At 68.3% G+C, this 18,338-nt stretch carries 5 protein-coding genes (1 of these 5 running past the window's edge); all 5 read left to right on the top strand.

Features of this window, described 5'->3' with window-relative positions:
- Positions 1–315: 315 nt before the first annotated feature.
- Complete coding sequence (locus QX073_RS25105; RefSeq protein ID WP_315717422.1) at positions 316–546, top strand: MbtH family protein; 231 nt, start codon at positions 316–318, stop codon at positions 544–546.
- A gap of 20 nt (positions 547–566) precedes the next feature.
- Complete coding sequence (locus QX073_RS25100) at positions 567–1,295, top strand: thioesterase II family protein (protein WP_316195243.1); 729 nt, start codon at positions 567–569, stop codon at positions 1,293–1,295.
- 165 nt (positions 1,296–1,460) lie between these two features.
- Positions 1,461–2,345, top strand: a complete 885-nt coding sequence (locus QX073_RS25095; RefSeq protein ID WP_316195241.1) for a TauD/TfdA family dioxygenase — start codon at positions 1,461–1,463, stop codon at positions 2,343–2,345.
- Between the two features lie 43 nt (positions 2,346–2,388).
- Positions 2,389–12,114, top strand: a complete 9,726-nt coding sequence (locus QX073_RS25090; protein ID WP_316226553.1) for a non-ribosomal peptide synthetase — start codon at positions 2,389–2,391, stop codon at positions 12,112–12,114.
- Positions 12,111–18,338, top strand: partial view of a non-ribosomal peptide synthetase gene (locus QX073_RS25085; RefSeq protein ID WP_316226552.1) — the 5' portion only. The gene runs 363 nt beyond the window's last position; 6,228 of the gene's 6,591 nt are visible here — the first part of the coding sequence; it begins with the start codon at positions 12,111–12,113; its stop codon lies off the right edge, out of view. Before QX073_RS25090 ends, QX073_RS25085 begins: the two co-directional genes overlap by 4 nt.

Raw genomic sequence — 18,338 nt, 5'->3', positions numbered from 1 at the left:
GCGATGATGAGGCCGCCGCATGACCATTGTGCGGCGGCCTTGTTAGTCTGAGCGATGCGGACGGCGTTCAATTCCAATCTGATAAAGATTTGCGTAACTCATCGATCGCGTTGAGGCGTGATCATATCCGCGGTTACAACGCGATCGGGTCAGCAAATCATCTCGTTGGAGCCGATGCATCCTGATGTTGAATCGTCACCTACGTGTCACCTTGGAGAGATTAAAAACTTCGATCGGCGGTATCCTTTTGACTGTCATTATCAACTGCATTACTCGTAGTTCATCAACGTCGTTTGTTAGTAGGAGTAGCCGGGCATGATGGTCTTCGACAGAGATGACGTCACCTTCACCGTCGTCGTGAATCACGAAGAGCAATATTCGATCTGGCCAACGTTCAAGGACATCCCGAACGGGTGGACGGCCGTCGGCGTGACCGGGAGCAAGAAGGAGTGTCTGGACCATATCGAACAGGTGTGGACCGACATGCGGCCGCTCTCGCTGCGGAAATTCATGCAGGAGAACGCCCAGGCCTCTGCCGAATCCTGAAGCGAAGGAGGCTGGATGCCATGCGGCTGATCTGTTTGCCCTATGCCGGCGGCAGCGCCATGGTCTATGCGCGCTGGAGGAGAGCTCTTCCGTCCTGGATCGAAATCGTGCCGCTGGAGCTGCCCGGACGGGGCGCGCGGATGGACGAGCCGCTGCAAACGGACGCGGCAGCATTGGCCGATCAGCTCGCGTCCGAACTGATCGGGACGCCGTTGGCGGAGCCTTACGTCCTGTTCGGGCACAGCCTCGGCGGCTTGCTCGCCTTCGAGCTGGCGCACAGGCTGCTCGCGCTCGGCGCGCCAAAGCCGCAGATGCTGCTCGTGTCCGGAACGGAGGCGCCGGCCGTGCGCGACGGCAGCCGCTGGCGCGAGCCGCTCGGTGACGACGCATTGCGCGAAGAGCTTCTCAGGCTGAACGGCACGCCGCCGGAGGCGTTGCAGAGCATGGAGATCATGCGCGGCACGCTGCCGATCCTGCGGGCCGATTTCCTGATGTGCGGGAACTACGTCTATCGGCGGCGTCGGCCCTTGCCGTGTCCGCTGCACGTGTTTGGCGGAGATTTCGACGAGACGCGTGCCGAGGCACTGGAGGCGTGGCGGGCCGAGACCTCCGGCGCGTTCGGTCGCGACATGCTGCCGGGCGACCACTTCTTCATCCATAGCCGACAGGCGGATCTGCTGAAGCTCGTTGCCGCATTGCTGGCACGTCGGGCATGGCCGGGACTCGCCGTTGCTCGCGCGGGGCCTTGAGCGGCGTGCCGAAAGCACGACCCAGCCGGAAAAGCCGGCCGGTGAAGAAACTTCGATGCTGAAATCGACGGGAGACGGGGAGAAGTCATGTTCGCAATACAATCTAAAATAGAACAAGAATCGCTACCGTTCCTTCTGCGGGCCAGCCGCAGGCAGCAGCCGCTGATGGAGGCCGTCAGCGAGGTCCGCGACATGATCGAGCGCCAGCTCTATGCGTGCGGCGGAATTCTCTTCCGTGGCTTCCATCTCGACGGCGCCGAGGCGTTCAGGAGCTTCGCCGCGAGCTTCGGCCATCCGCTGCTGTCCTATGATTTCGGCTCGACGCCCCGATCGCAGGTCAGCGCCGGCGTCTACACCTCGACCGAATATCCGCCGCACCAGAGCATCCCGCTGCACAACGAGCAGGCCTATACGCGCGACTGGCCGATGAAGATCTGGTTCTATTGCGAGCAGGCGGCACAGCAGGGCGGTGAGACGCCGGTCGCCGACAGCCGGTCGATCCATCGCGACATGCCGGCCGCGATCCGTAACCGCTTCGCCGAGCGGGGCGTCATGTATGTCCGCAACTACGGCAGTGGACTCGATGTCGACTGGCGACAGGTGTTCGGCACGGAGTCGAAGGCCGAGGTCGAGGCCTATTGCGCCTCCCATGCAATCGCCTGCGAATGGAAGGATGGCGACGAGCTACGGACGCGGCAGGTCTGCCAGGGGACGGCGGTGCATCCCGTGACCGGGGACATGGTGTGGTTCAATCAGGCGCATCTGTTCCACGTCTCCAGCCTCGCGCCCGAGGTTCGGGAAAGTCTTCTCGACATCGTCGGCGATCCGCTCGAGCTGCCGCGCAATGCGTTCTACGGCGACGGCGCGCCGATCGAGGACGAGACGCTGGCCACGGTCAGAGCCGTGCTCGACCGGCACAAGATCGTCTTTCCCTGGCAGACCGGCGACGTCGTCATGCTCGACAACATGCTGACGGCGCACGCGCGCGAGCCATTCAAGGGGCCGCGCAGGGTGATCGTCGCGATGGCGCAAGCCCATCGCGTCAATTGAGCCTGCGGCATCGATCCTCACGTTGTCATCGGACCTTTGGAAAATGCCGACACAGACCCTCGTCGAACGACTCCGCGAGCATGCCGCCTCGCGTGCTGACCATCCGGCGCTGCGCTTCATCGAAGGCGACGATGTCGTCCACGAGCTGAAATTCGCTGCGCTGGACCGGCGCATCCGCGCGCTTGCGGCGCATCTGCAGGAGCGCGCGCGTGCCGGCGAGCGCGCCGTGATTCTGCTGCCGAACGGTCCGGATTATGCCGTCGCATTCTACGCGTGCCTCTATGCCGGGGTCATTGCCGTGCCGGCCTATCCGCCGGAGACCGGCAAGGAGCGCTACGCCAGCCGCCTCGATGGCATCCTGCGCGATGCGGCGCCACGACTCATTCTCACCCAGGCGCGGCTTCGCGACGCCGTCGTCGCTTCGGTCGGCGAGACCGATGCTCATGTTATTGCCGTCGACGAGGTGCCGGTCGATGCCGCCGCATCCTGGCGCGAGACGGACTTGCACGGCGATGCGACCGCCTTCCTCCAATATACGTCGGGTTCGACGTCGCAGCCGAAGGGAGTCTGCGTCACTCACCGGAACCTGGTCGCCAATGAGATCGCAATCGAAGCGGCGCTCGGCGGGACCAGGGACGACGTCTTCGTCAGCTGGCTGCCGCTCTATCACGACATGGGATTGATGGGCGGATTGCTGAATCCGCTGTTCACGGGCTTCACGGCGGTGCTGATGTCGCCGCGCAATTTCCTCGAGCAGCCGCGACGCTGGCTCGACGCCATCCATCGCCACGGCGGCACCTGCAGCGGCGGGCCGGACTTCGCGTTCGCGCTCTGTGCGGACCGGATCTCGGACGAAGCGATCGCGCGCCTAGACCTCAGCCGATGGCGGTTCGCGTTCTCCGGCTCGGAGTTCGTGCGCCGCGCGACGCTGGATCGATTTGCCGCGCGCTTCCGGCCGGCGGGCCTCGATCCTCGCGCGCTGACGCCGTGCTACGGCCTGGCCGAGGCGACCTTGTTGGTGACGGCGGGCGACCGCGCGAGCCGGGCGGTTTGTCACACGCTCGATCCCGCGGCGCTCGCGGGTGGCCGCGTTGCGGAGGCCGGCGAGGGCACGGACCTGATGGCGTGCGGCGCCGTGGCGGACGGCCATGCCGTGCGCATCATGAGGGTCGATGCGTCCGCCGACGCCGGGACGAATGAGGTCGGCGAAATCTGGGTCGCAGGTCCGAGCGTCGCGCAGGGCTATTGGAACAATCCCGAGGCGACGCAGCAGACATTCGTCCTTCGCGATGGCGCGCGCTGGCTGCGGACGGGCGATCTCGGCTTCGTCCGCGACGGCGATCTCGTCGTCACCGGCAGGCTCAAGGATCTGCTGATCGTCCGCGGCCAGAACATCTATCCGTTCGATCTGGAGCAGGCCGTCGAGACCGAGGTGGCCTCGGTGCGGAAGGGACGTGTCGCGGCCTTCCCGGTCGAGATCGATGGCGTCGAAGGCATCGGCGTCGCCGCCGAGTTCGGCAGGGCGGTACTGCGGCGAACGCCGGCCGACGTGCTGATCAAGGCGATCGGCGATTCGGTCATGCGGCAGACGCAGGAATATCCGGCGGTGGTCGTGCTGCTGAACCCGCAAGGCATGCCGCTGACCACCAGCGGCAAGCTGCAGCGGTCCGCCTGCCGCGCCAGGTGGGCGCAGGGCACGCTCGATAGCTTCATGGTGTTCGAGCGGCGACGCGAGGCGGCGGACCCATCGCCGTCACCGAAGCTTGCGACGGCGACCGAACGCCGTCTTGCGCTGATCTGGCGGAATGTGCTGCGGCGCGCGACCGTCGACCGCAACGACGACTTTTTCATGCTCGGCGGCAATTCGGTCGCGGCCGCTCAGATCGCGGCGATGGTGCGCGAGCAGTTCGGGGTCGAGCTCGCGCTGCGCGGCTTCTTCGATGCGCCGACGCTCGTCGCGCTCGCAGCGCTCATCGATGCGGCCGGCGCGGACGCGACAATGCTCCCGCCGCTGCAGCCCGCACCGGCGGGGCTGCGCGAGCTGCTGTCACCCGCGCAGGAGCGGCTGTGGTTTCTCTGGAGCATGGATCCGGCCGGCACGGCCTACACCATCGCTTGCACGGTGCATTTCGACGGCCCGCTCGATCAAGCACGGCTGGTGCAGGCGCTGACCGAAATCGTCGCCCGCCACGAGACGCTGCGCACCACCTTCTCTGCCCCGGATGGCCGCGTCGTGCAGGTCATCCATGCGTCGCCGGACATTCCCGTCGCGGTCGAGGATCTGCGGCGCAGCCCGGCGGCGGAGCGCGCGTCGCGCGTCGCGGCGCGGACACGCGAGGAGCTGGCGCGGCCGTTCGATCTCGTCAATGGCCCGCTGCTGCGCGCCGTGCTGATGCAGCTCGCGGACGACCGCCACGAACTGCTGCTGTCGGCGCATCACATCGTCGCCGACGGGCTCTCGCTCGACGTGCTGCTGGCCGAGATCGCCGCGCTCTATGACGGGCTCCGGCGCGGGGCAGGGGCGCTGCCGCCGCCGTCCGCGATCCAATATGCCGACTACGCCGCATGGCAGCGGGATTGGCTCTCCGGCCCCGAGGCCGCGCAGCAGCTCTCCTACTGGCGCGAGCGGCTCGGCGATGCGGATACGCCGCTCGCATTGCCGTTCGACCGGCCGCGGCCGCCCGTACAGAGCTATCGCGGCGACACCATCCACGTGGAGATCGCGCCAGATCTGGTGCTGAGGCTCCGCGCGCTCGCCAGGGAGCATCGCGTCAGCATGTTCATGCTGCTGCTCGCCGCCTATCAGCTGCTGCTGTTCCGCTACTCCGGCCGCTCCGACCTGCGCGTCGGCGTGCCCGTCGCCGGGCGCCGCCAGGCCGAGCTGGCGTCGCTGATCGGCTGCTTCGTCAATACGCTGGTGCTGCGGGCCGACGTGACCGACGGCATGAGCTTCGCCGAGCTGCTGGCGCGGGCGAAGGAGGAGGTCATCTCCGGGCTGGCGCATCAGGATCTGCCGTTCGACCGTCTCGTCGACGCGCTCAAGCCGACCCGCTTCGGCGGCCACAATCCGCTGTTCCAGGTCAAGTTCAACTACATGGCCGCGCCTGCCGGACCTGCGCTCGGCGACGGCCTGCACGCCCAGCCGCGCATCGTCGATCTCGCCGGCTCGCATTTCGATCTCGCGCTCGACATCGTCGACGGCCCGACGGGCATGAATGCGAGCCTGAATTTCGCAACCGATCTGTTCGACGTGACGACGGTCGCGCGGATCGGGAGCCAGCTCGTCGATTTCCTGCGGCAGATCGCGGCCGGCACCGACCGGCCGCTGCGCGACTTCGCGATCGCGCGCGGCGTCGAGCAGACCGTCGTGGCGGAGGCGACGAGCTTCCCCGCGACCGACATCCTCGATCTGATCGGCATTGCGCTCGCACGCCGCGATGATCGGATCGCGCTGCGCCAGGGACGGGACACCGTCAGCGCAGCCGAGCTCGTGCGCTGGTCGGACCACATCGCGCATATGCTCGTCGCGGCCGGCGTCACGCACGAGACGCCGGTGGCGCTGTGGATCGAGCGGTCGCCGGCCTTCGTCGCGGTGCTGCTCGGCGTCCTCAAGGCGGGCGGCTCCGCAGTGCCGCTCGATCCGGCATGGCCGGCGGCGCGCGTCGATCGCATCCTTCGCGACGGCGAGATCGGCATCCTGATCGCAACCGGCGAGCACTTGGCCGCGGCGAGGGCGCTCGAGTGTCATACGCTCGACGGTGAACTGCGCGGCGATGCGTCCTCCGGCGCGTTCGATGCCCCGCGGCCGCATCCGGCGCAGACCGCCTACATCATCTACACGTCGGGCTCGACCGGTGCGCCCAAGGGCGTCGCCGTGTCGCACGGCGCGCTCGCCAACTACGTTCAGGCGCTGTTGTCCCGGCTGCGGCCGCGCGCCGGCGCCGGCATGGCGATGGTCTCGACGGTCGCCGCCGATCTCGGCCATACCGTGCTGTTTGGCGCGCTTGCGAGTGGCGTGACCTTGAATCTGCTGCCGGCCGATGTCGCCTTCGATGCGGATGCGTTTGCGCAAGCGATGCGCGACGGCGAGGTCGGCGTCCTCAAGATCGTGCCGAGCCATCTGCGCGGCTTGCTGCGGGCACGGCGCTCGGCCGACGTTCTGCCGCGCGACGTGCTGGTCCTTGGCGGCGAGGCCTGCGATCCCGGCTTGATCGAAGAGGTCCGCCGGCTGCGGCCGCACTGCCGGATCGTCAATCACTACGGCCCGACCGAGACGACGGTCGGCGTGACGACCCATGAGTGGACGGACGCCGAAGCCAAAGGTGTGCTGCCGGTCGGATTGCCGCTTGCGAACCTGCGCGCCTACGTTCTCGACGATGCGTTGAATATCGTCCCGGCCGGAGTCGCCGGTGAACTCTATGTGGGCGGCGCCGGGCTGGCGCGCGGCTATCGCGGTGCGCCTGGACAGACGGCCGAGCGCTTCATTCCCGATCCGTTCGGACCTGCAGGCGAACGCCTCTACCGGACCGGCGATTTGGTGCGCTGTGATCGAGCGGGCCGGATCGTGTTCCTGGGCCGACGCGATGATCAGGTGAAGCTGCGCGGCTACCGCGTCGAACCGGCCGAGATCAGCCGCGCCGTCTCCTCGTTGAACGGCGTCGCCGATGCCGCCGTCGTGGCCCGCGCCGTCGACGCCGAGCAGGAACGCCAGGAGCTCGTGGCCTATTGCGTCGCCGCGGCCGGCGTCGTGTTGCAGCCGGAGGCGCTGCGGCAGCAACTCTCGGCGATGCTGCCGGACTACATGGTGCCGTCGCGCATCGTCGTGCTCGAGCGGCTGCCGCTGACCGCCAATGGCAAGCTCGACCGCGCGGCGCTGCCGCAGCCGGACGAGGACGCCGTGCTGTCGTATGTCGCCCCGGCCGGCGCGGTGGAGCAGGCCATCGCCGCCGTCTGGCAGGACGTGCTGGGCCGCGAGCGGATCGGCCGCAATGACAATTTCTTCGAGCTCGGCGGCGACTCCATCCTCAGCCTGCAGATCATCGCACGGCTGCGCAAGCGCGGCGTCATGCTGACGCCGAAGCAGATGTTCGCGCAGCAGACGATAGCGGCGCTGGCCGGCGTGGTTGCGACCACCTCCGCGCCGGCCATGACGCCGCCGGCAGCAGCACGCAACGCAATGAACGCCTGCGCTGCGGAGCTGCTGCCGATCCAATTGCGCTTCTTTGCCGAGGAAATCTCCAACCGCGATCACTTCAACCAGGCGGTGCTGCTGATCCCGCGGGACCGGATCGACTGGAGCGTGCTGCAGCGGGCGCTCGCTGCCGTCGTGAGGCATCACGATGCGCTTCGCATGACGTATCGGCGGATCGCGGGTGAATGGCAGGCGGTGCCGTCCGACCTGCCTGCTGCGCCTGAGCTGCTTTGGCTCCGCACGGCAGTCGAGCCGGCCGACGTCGGCGCGATCGCGTCGGCGGCGCAGGCGAGCCTGTCATTGGCATCGGGATCTCTGCTGCGCGCCGTCGGATTCGACATGCGCGACGGCAGCCAGCGGCTGCTGGTCGCCATCCATCATCTCGCCGTCGATGGCGTGTCATGGCGGATCCTGCTCGAGGACATCGCGTCGGCCTACGAACAGGTGGCGGGGCAGGCGGCCGCCGTCAGCCTGCCGCCCACGAGCTCCGCGCCGTCTTCCTGGGCGCAGCGACTGCGCGCGCATGCGGCCTCCGATCGGCTCGCAGGCGGACTGCCGTTCTGGCTCGCGTCCTCCCGCGGCAGTGAGTTGCCCTGTGACGACGCTCATGGTGGCACCGACGTCGAGGCCGACGCCGAGGAGGTCGTGCTGAACCTCGAGGCGGAGCTGACTGAACGGCTGCTCGATGCCGCGCCTGCGGCCTATCGCACGCAGGTCAACGACCTGCTGCTGGCCGCGCTGGCACGCGCGCTCTGGAGCTGGAGCGGGATCGAAGGCGTCGTGATCGAGCTGGAGGGCCACGGCCGCGAGGATGTCTTCGCGGACGTCGATCTCACGCGGACGGTGGGCTGGTTCACGAGCGCATTCCCGGTGCGTCTCGACGGCGGCAGCGAGACCGATCGTGCGCTCATCACCCGCGTCAAGGAGACGCTGCGCGCCATGCCCGATCGCGGGCTCGGCTATGGCGTCCTGCGTTATCTCGGCGCGAAAGAACATCGCGACGCGCTGGCAGCGACGCCGAACCCCCGTATCGTCTTCAACTATCTCGGCCGCTTCGACGGCCAGCTCGGTGCGGCCGCGCCGTACCGGATCGCGGCGGAGAATCCGGGACCGATGCGGGCCGCCGACACGCCGTTGCGGGCCTGGCTCAGCATCAACGGCGAGGTGCGTGACGGGCGGCTGCGGCTCGGCTTCCGCTATGGAAGCCGGCGGTATCGGCGCGCGACCGTGGAACGGCTCGCCGAGCTCTATCGCGCGGCGCTGCATGGTCTCGTCGATCATTGCCTCGGCGGCGCCAGCGGTCTCACGCCGTCCGACGTTCCGCTCGCGGGGCTCGATCAGGCGGCGCTCGACCGGCTCTGCGCGACCATCGACTGTCGCTCCGTCGAGGACATCTACCCGCTGTCGCCGATGCAGCAGGGCTTGCTGTTCCATGCGCTGCGCGACGGCGCTGATGACGTCTATGTCAACCAGCTCTCGATCGAGCTTCGAGGTGTGACGCCGGCGCGGTTGCGTGCGGCATGGCAGGCGGCGAGTGCGCGGCATGCCGTGCTGCGGACCGGGTTCGCCTGGCAACAATTGTCCGGAGCAGCCCAGCAGATCGTCTACCGGCAGCTCGACGTGCCCGTCGTCGACGAGGATTGGCGCAGCCGTATCACGGGCGGGGCTGCGGCGGCGGAGATCGATGCGGCGCTTGCGGAGGCGGCACGGCGCGAGCGCGAACTCGGCTTCGACATTACCCGGCCGCCGCTGCAGCGGCTGCGGCTGATCCGGCTCGGCGAAGACAGGCTGTGGCTGATCTGGACGCATCATCACATCGTGATCGATGGCTGGAGCTCGGCGCGGCTGCTCGCCGACGTGCTGCAGCAGATCGGCGGCGCCGCGCCGTCGGCGGCGCAAGGCGGCTACCGCGACTACATCGCCTGGCTGCAGACGCGCGACCAGGCGGCAGCCGCTGATTTCTGGCGCGAGACGCTGCGCGATTTCGAGCCCACGCCGCTCGCCGACGCCTTGCGTGCGAGCCGCGCGATCGACGCTGCGAGCGGCCATGGCCGGCTGACGCTGCGCGTGGACGGTGATCTCGCGGCTCGCCTGCGGCGGTTCGCGACGCAGCAGCGCATGACGATGAATACGCTGCTGCAGGGGACCTGGGCCCAATTGCTGCGGCAATATACCGGGCAAAGCGCGGTCTGCTTTGGCGTCGCGGTCTCGGGCCGTCCGGCCGAGCTTGCCGGCGCCGAGAACATGGTCGGCCTCTTCATCAACACGCTGCCGCTGATCGATCGCGCGCATCCGCAGACCGCGACCAGCGACTGGCTGCGCGCCCTCCAGGCGCAGAGCGTCGCGGCGCGCGACTATGAGTGGCTGCCGCTGCACGAGATCCAGCGCCTGGCCGGCAGGGCCGGGCAGCCGCTGTTCGACAGCCTGATGGTGTTCGAGAACTATCCGATCGATCAGTCGCTCACCGCGCGCGACGGTGCCGGGCCGCAGATCGGGCGGGTCGAACACGTGACGCCGACCAACTATCCGATCGCGGTCATCGTGTTCGATGGACCCGAGGGCCTGCGCCTCGACTTCAACTACGATCGCGCGCAACTGGACGAACATGCGGTTCGCCGGGTGAGCGCGTCGCTGCGAGACTGGCTGACGCGGATTTCGGCGGATGCTACCCGTCCGACCGGCAGCCTTCGCATGGTCGACGGAGAGGCGCTGGCGTGCGTCCTGCGCTGGAGCGGAGCTGCGATCGGCGAGACGTCACGCCGACCGTCGTCGATCGGCGCGGCGCCTGGCCTCGTGGCGCAGATCGAGGCGCGGGCGAAGGCCGTCCCGGACGCGGTTGCGATCGTCTGCGGCGACCGCCGGATCAGCTACGGCGAACTGAATGCGCGGGCAAACCGGCTGGCGCGGCGACTGCGCGCGCGCGGGATCGGCGCCGATGTCGTGGTTGGACTGGCGCTGGAGCGCGACGCCGAGATGATTGTGGCGCTGCTCGCCGTGCTGAAGGCCGGCGCCGCCTACCTGCCGCTCGATCCGGACTATCCGGCCGAGCGTCTTGCCCACATGCTCGGCGACAGCGGCGCAAGACTGCTGCTCACGCAAGCTGAGCTGCAAGATCGGTTCACGCCCGCGCTGGCCGACAGCGGAGCCGAAGCCTGGCTGCTCGATCGCATCGACGATGGAGGCGACGCCGGTAACCTCGACCTCGCCATTCATCCGGAGAGCCTCGCCTACGTCATCTATACCTCGGGCTCAACCGGCCTGCCCAAGGGCGTGATGGTGCGTCACGGCGCAGTGACGAATTTTCTGGCGACGATGGCCGAGCAGCCGGGGATCGCATCGGACGACCGCGTGCTGGCATTGACATCGCTGTCGTTCGACATCGCGGTGCTGGAGCTGTGGCTGCCGCTGACCCGGGGCGCACGGATCGTGCTGGCCGACCGCGCCTCCGCGCAGGATCCGACGGCGCTGAAGGCGATCGTGGCCAGGCACGGCGTGACCATGATCCAGGCGACGCCGTCGAGCTGGCGCATGCTGCTCGATCATGACGAGGCCGCCGCGCTGCCTCGTCGCTGTCGCGTGCTCAGCGGCGGCGAGGCGCTGGCTCCCGATCTGGCACGGCGGCTCGTCGCGCTGAGCGGCGAGGTCTGGAACATGTATGGGCCGACCGAGACCACGGTGTGGTCTGCGCGCCACCGGCTCGATTGCAATGATCCCATGCCGGTGCTCGGCGGTCCGATCGGCAATACCACGCTCTACGTGCTCGACGCCAATCTCAATCTGGCGCCGCCCGGCGTGGCCGGCGAACTGTTCATCGGCGGCGAGGGACTGGCGCGCGGCTATTGGAAGCGGCCCGGGCTCAGCGCGGAACGGTTCATCCCGGATCCGTTCGGCGGCCCCGGTGCACGGCTGTACCGGACCGGCGACCTGGCGCGCTGGCGTGCCGATGGCGCGCTCGACTATGTCGGCCGCGCCGATCACCAGGTCAAGATACGGGGGCATCGCATCGAGCTCGGCGAGATCGAGGCGCGGCTGCGCGCGCTGCCCGGCGTCCGCGACAGCGTCGTGGTCGCGCAGGATGTCGGTGGCGGTAGCAACCTGATCGGCTATGTCGGCAGTGAGAGCGCGCTCGATGGCGGCGAGCTGCGCGCGGCGCTCGCGACGGCGCTGCCGGACTACATGGTGCCGTTGCGCGTCATCGTGCTGCCGCGGCTGCCGCTGACGCCGAACGGCAAGGTCGACCGCAAGGCGCTGCCGCTGGCCTCACAAGGCGACGCGGGGGCCCACTATCAAGCTCCGGTCGGCGAGATCGAGATCACGCTGGCCGGCATCTGGGCGGAGCTGCTCGGCCTCGACCGGGTCGGGCGGGGCGATCACTTCTTCAATCTCGGCGGCCACTCTCTGCTGGCAGTACGGCTGCTCAGCCGTGTCGCGCAGGAGTTCGGCACATCGATGCGATTGTCCGAGCTGTTCGTTCATCCGGAATTGGCGGAGTTCGCGCGCGTCCTCTCCATCAGACTGATCGAGCAGCAGTTCGCCGAAGGTGAACTCGAGGACCTGATGACAGCGGAGCTATCATGAGCGGACAATCAGGACAGCCTCTTCTGCACAACCTCGATCCGGAGGCGCTGCGCCGGTTGGCATCGCGCGCGCGACAGCGCGGCCGCAATGTCCCCAGACGCGATACAAACACGATCCCGATCGCCGATCGCGGGGGCTCGCTGCCGCTCTCCTTCGCGCAGCAGCAGCTCTGGCTGCTGGCCCAGCTCGAGAATGGAAGTACCAACTATCACATCGATGTGGCGCTGCGGCTGCGCGGCCGGCTCGACATCGGCGCATGGCGCCGCAGCCTCGACCGGCTGTTCTCCCGCCACGAGGCGCTGCGGACGGTCTTCGTCGCCGAGCAGGGCGAGCCGCGGGTCGCGCTGTTGCCGCCGGACACCAGCCTGCCGCTGGAGGTGCACGATCTTCGCGGGCGGCCGGACCGCGAAACGCGGCTGGCCGATCTGCTGAATGAGTGTACGCGCGCGCCGTTCGATCTTGCGCGGGGTCCATTGATCCGCAGCCATTTGATCGACCTGGGCGATGATGATCATGTCCTTCTGCTCAGCCAGCATCACATCATCTCCGACGGATGGTCGATGGGCGTCATCGTCCGCGAGCTCTCGGCGCTGTATGCCGCCTTCGTTGCAGGCGGCAATGATCCGTTGCCGCCGCTGGCGATTCAGTATCCGGACTATGCAGCATGGCAGCGCCATTCGCTGACGGCAGATCGGCTGCAGCGGCAGCTCGATCATTGGACCGCCGTGCTGCGCGACGCGCCGTCCTTGCTGGCACTGCCGACGGACCGGGCGCGATCTGCACCGCGATCCAACGCCGGCGCCGCGGTGCCTGTCGAGATCGACGACGGTCTTTCGGCCGATATCAGGCAATTGAGCATCGCGCTCGGCGCCACCCCGTTCGTCATCGTGCTGGCCGCCTGGGCCCTCGTGCTGTCGCGGTTGGCCGGCCAGCAGGATCTCGTCATCGGCACGCCGACCGCCAATCGGATGCGTTCGGAGCTCGAAGGCCTGGCCGGCTTCTTCGTCAACATGCTGGCGCTGCGGCTCGACCTCTCGGGCGGTCTAGCTGTGGCCGAGTTGATCGAGCGGGTGAAGACGGCCGTCCTTGCGGCGCAGGATCATCAGGACCTGCCGTTCGAGCATCTTGTCGAGGCGCTCCAGCCCCCGCGGCATCCGGAATACACGCCCGTGTTCCAGGTGGTGTTCGCATGGCAGAGCAATGATATCGGCTCATTGGCGCTGCCCGGCCTGGCGGTCGAGCGCCTTGCGACCGAGCAGCACAAGATCAAGTTCGATCTCGAGCTCGATCTCAGTGAGAGCGGTGGACGCATCTCCGGCAAGATCAACTACGCGACGGCGCTGTTCGACGCCGAGACCGTGCAGCGCTATCGCACCTATCTGCTGGCGGTGCTGCGCGCCATGGTCGCCGACACCAGCCAGCCGGTCGATCGCATCGAGCTGCTGCCAGCCGAGGAACGTGCGCTGCTGCTGGATGTCTGGAACCGCACGCGCTCGTTCACGCCGCCTGACTGCTGCATTCAGGATCTCGTTGCCGAGCAGGCGCGCCGCCGGCCGTCGGCGGTGGCGCTGGTCCATGACAAGGTCAACCTGACCTATCGCGAGCTCGAGTTGCGCGCTAATCGCCTCGCGCATCATCTCGTCGCGCTGGGCGCTGGTCCGGACCGGCTGATCGCGATCTGCCAGCAGCGCGGCATCGATGCGATCGTCAGCGTGCTCGCGGTCCTCAAAGCGGGAGCGGCCTATCTGCCGCTGGACCCCACCTATCCGCCGCAGCGGCTGCGCGAGACCGTGACCGATGCCCGGCCGACGCTGCTGCTCTGTGACGGCGCGAGCGCCAGTACGCTCGGCAGCGTGGCATGTCCGGTTGTGGATGTGGAGAGCGATGCGCCGGCCTGGAGCGGGCTGCCGGAGGGCGCACCGGATGTTGTTGCCCGTGGCCTGACGCCGCGCAGCCTCGCCTATGTCATCTATACCTCGGGCTCGACCGGACAGCCGAAGGGCGTGATGATCGAGCACCACGGCCTGGTCAATCTCGCGCAGGCCCAGATCGGGCTGTTCGACACCGGTCCGCACAGCCGGATCGCGCAATTCGCCTCCTTCAGCTTCGACGCGAGCGTGTGGGACATCGTCATGGCGCTTTGCGCCGGCGCCGAACTGCATCTGCTCGGAAGCCGCGAGCACCGCGATGCGGCGGAGCTGGTGAACTATCTCGCCGAACATCGCATCACCCATGCCACGTTGCCGCCGGCGATGCTGCAGGGCCGCTCGGACCTCGCGCGGCTCTCCGGGCTCGACGTGCTCGTTCTCGCTGGCGAGTTGCCAAAGCCGGAGCTGTTCGAGGCCCTGCCGTCGGAGATCGCGGTCTTCAACGCCTACGGCCCGACGGAAACAACCGTCTGCGCCACCGCATGGCGCCGTCCGCCCGGCTTCGCCGGCGGTGTCGTCCCAATCGGTCGCCCGATCGCCAACGCGCGGATCTATCTGCTCGACGCCCAGGGCATGCCGGTGCCGCGCGGTGCCGTCGGCGAGATCTGGATCGGCGGGGCAGGGGTTGCCCGCGGCTATCTCAACCGTCCCGATTTGTCGGCGCAGCGCTTTGCCGTGGATCCGTTCGGGCTGTCGTCCGACGCGCGGATGTATCGAACCGGTGACCTCGGCCGCCATCTCGCCGACGGCAACATCGAATTCCTGGGCCGCAACGACCATCAGGTGAAGATCCGCGGCTTCCGCATCGAGCTCGGCGAGATCGAGCATCGGCTGAATGCGCAGGCCGGAGTGCGGGACTCGGCGGTGCTGGCGCGGCGCGATGCGCAGGGCGATCTCACGCTCGTCGCCTATGTGGTGCCGGCGGACGATGCAGGTGATCCCAGCGCATGGGCTGCGCGCCTGCGCACGCATTTGCAGGCGTGTCTTCCGGACTACATGGTTCCCTCGGCGATCGTTCGCCTCGATGCGTTTCCGCTGACACCCAACGGCAAGGTCGACCGGCAGGCGCTGCCGGCGCCGGACGACGAGGCGTTCGGCCGTGGCGCCTATGATCCGCCCCACGGCGAGATCGAGCAGGTCCTCGCTGCTATCTGGCGCGAGCTGCTGGGCATCGAGCGCGTCGGTCGCAACGATCATTTCTTCGAGCTCGGCGGCCATTCGCTGCTCGTCGTCCGCATGCTGGACCGGCTGAAGCGCCATGCGCTGACGATCGATGCGCAGATGGTGTTCGCCAAGCCGGTGCTGCGCGATCTCGCGGCCAGCCTGCGGCAAAGCGAGGAGACCGCAATTCCTGACAACCCGATCACGGCGCAGAGCCCGGTCATCACGCCGGACATGCTGCCGCTGATCGCGCTGAGCCAGGGCGAGATCGACCGCGTGGTGGGCCGTGTGCCGGGCGGCGTCGCCAACGTCCAGGACATCTACGCGCTGTCGCCGTTGCAGGAGGGAATCCTGTTCCATCATCTGCTCGCGACCGAGGGCGACCCCTACGTGCTGGTCGCGCAGATGGCATTTGCGGGCCGTGATCTGCTGGATCGCTATCTTGCGGCCGTTCAGGACGTGATCGACCGGCATGACGTCCTGCGGACGTCGTTCCTCTGGGATGGGCTGTCGGTGCCGGCGCAGGTGGTCTGGCGCCAGGCACCGCTAAGCGTCACCGAAGTTGAGCTCGAAGGCAACGAGCCGGCCCAGGTCGAGCTGGCGCGCCGCTTCGATCCGAGGTCCTGCCGGCTCGACCTGACCCAGGCGCCATTGCTGCGTCTCATTGTCGCCCGCGACCCACGAAATGATCGCCTGCTGCTGCTGGTCCTGCTGCATCACATGGTCGGCGACCATACCACTCTGCAGGCGCTGCACGAGGAAGTGCAACTGATCCTGGCGGGCCGCCGCAGCGCTCTCCCTCCACCGATTCCGTTCCGTAACCTCGTGGCCGAGACCCGCAAGGCCGGCGGGCAGGATGCGCAGCAGCGCTTCTTCCGCAGCATGCTCGCCGACATCGATGCGCCGACGGCACCATTCGGATTGATGGAGGTGCGCAGCAACGGCGACGGCGCGAGCGAGGCGAGGCTGCCCGTGCCGGCTACGCTCGACGCGCGGCTGCGCGCGCAGGCGCGGCGCCTTGGCGCGAGCCTCGCCAGCCTCTGTCATGTCGCCTGGGGCCAGGTGCTGGCGCGCAGCAGCGGACGTGATCAGGTCGTGTTCGGCACCGTGCTGCTCGGCCGCATGCAGGCCGGCCACGATACCGGCCGCAGCCTGGGCCTGTTCATCAACACGCTGCCGTTGCGGCTCGATCTCGACGGCACGTCGGTTGAGGACAGCGTTCGCGCAGCGCATGGGCGGCTGGCGGAGCTGATGGCGCATGAGCATGCCTCGCTGGCAATGGCCCAGCGCTGCAGCGGCGTCGCGCCGCCGACGCCGCTGTTCTCCGCGATCCTGAACTATCGGCACGGCCGGAGGCAGGATGCGCGGACAGATGCAGAGTCCCTGCAAGGCGTCGAATGGCTCGGTGGCGAGGAGCGCACCAACTATCCGCTGATGCTGGCGGTAGACGACGACGGCCATGGGCTTCACCTGACGGTCCAGGCCGTGGCGCCGGTCGCGCCCGAGCGGGTCGGCGCGATGATGCAGCACTCGCTCGAGCAGCTGGCGCTGGCGCTGGAAGCGGCGCCGCATACGCCGGTGCGCAGGATCGACGTCGTTCCGGACGAAGATCGCGCGCGGCTGCTGCAGGCCTGGAACGCGACGGCGACCAACGATGCAAATGCGCTCTGCGTGCACCGGCAGTTCGAGGCCCATGCGGCGCGAGCTCCCGATGCGGTCGCACTGGTGCATGGGCAGGAGATGATCAGCTACGGTGCGCTCAATGCGCGGGCGAACCGGCTGGCGCGGCGGCTCCGGGATCGCGGCGTCGGGCCGGATGTGGTGGTCGGGCTGGCGCTGGAGCGCGGCGTCACGATGATGGTGGCGCTGCTCGCGGTGCTCAAGGCGGGCGCGGCCTATCTGCCGCTCGATCCGGACTATCCGTCCGAGCGTCTCGCGCACATGCTGAACGACAGCGGCGCCAAACTGCTGCTGACACAGGCCACGCTGCATGACCGGTTCGCGCCGGTGCTGGCCCGGAGCGATGCCGAGGCCTGGCTGCTCGACGTAGCGGCCGGCGATGGCCTCGGCCAGACCGATGATCTTTCCGTCGATGGGCATGCGGAGAGCCTCGCCTACGTCATCTACACTTCCGGCTCGACCGGGCTCCCCAAGGGCGTGATGGTGCGCCACGCCGCGGTGACGAACTTCCTGGCGACGATGGCCGGACAGCCGGGCATCGCGGCCGACGACCGCGTGCTGGCGCTGACCTCGTTGTCCTTCGACATCGCCGTGCTGGAGCTGTGGCTGCCGCTGGCCCATGGCGCCCGGATCGTGCTCGCCGATCGCGCCGCGGCCCATGATCCGGCGGCGCTCAAGGCGCTGGTCGCACGGCACGGCGTGACCATGATCCAGGCGACGCCGTCGAGCTGGCGCATGCTGCTCGATCACGATGCGGCCAATACCAGCGAAACCGCTCCATGGCTGCCGAAAGCCTGCCGCCTGCTGAGCGGCGGGGAGGCGCTGGCCTCGGATCTGGCGCGGCGGCTCAGCGCGCTGAGCAGCGAGGTCTGGAACCTGTATGGGCCGACCGAGACCACGGTATGGTCGGCGCGTCACCGCCTCGATGCGACGAATCCCGTGCCGTTGCTCGGCAGCCCGATCGGCAACACCCGGTTGTACGTGCTCGACGGCGATCTCAACCTTGCGCCGATGGGCGTCACTGGCGAGCTCTTCGTCGGCGGTGACGGACTCGCGCGCGGCTATTGGAAACGCGCGGCGCTGAGTGCCGAGCGCTTCATTCCGGATCCGTTCGGCAGCGACGGCGCGCGGCTGTACCGGACCGGCGACCTCGCGCGCTGGCGAGCCGACGGTGTGCTCGACTATGTCGGCCGCGCCGATCATCAGGTGAAGATCCGCGGACATCGGATCGAGCTCGGCGAGATCGAGGTGCGGCTGCGGGAGCTGCCGGGCGTGCGCGACAGCGTCGTCGTCGCGCAGGAGCTCGGCGGCGGCCGTCAGTTGGTCGGTTATGTCAGCGGCGAGGCCTCGCTCGATGGCAGTAACCTCCGCGCCGCGCTCGCAACGGCGCTGCCGGACTACATGGTGCCGTCGCGCGTGATCGTGCTGCCGGAGCTGCCGCTGACCCCGAACGGC

This window comes from Bradyrhizobium sp. SZCCHNS3052 (genome assembly GCF_032484495.1).
GTDB lineage: Bacteria > Pseudomonadota > Alphaproteobacteria > Rhizobiales > Xanthobacteraceae > Bradyrhizobium.
The sequence above is the reverse complement of the archived record's forward strand: the minus strand, read 5'-3'. Positions and strand labels throughout refer to the sequence as shown.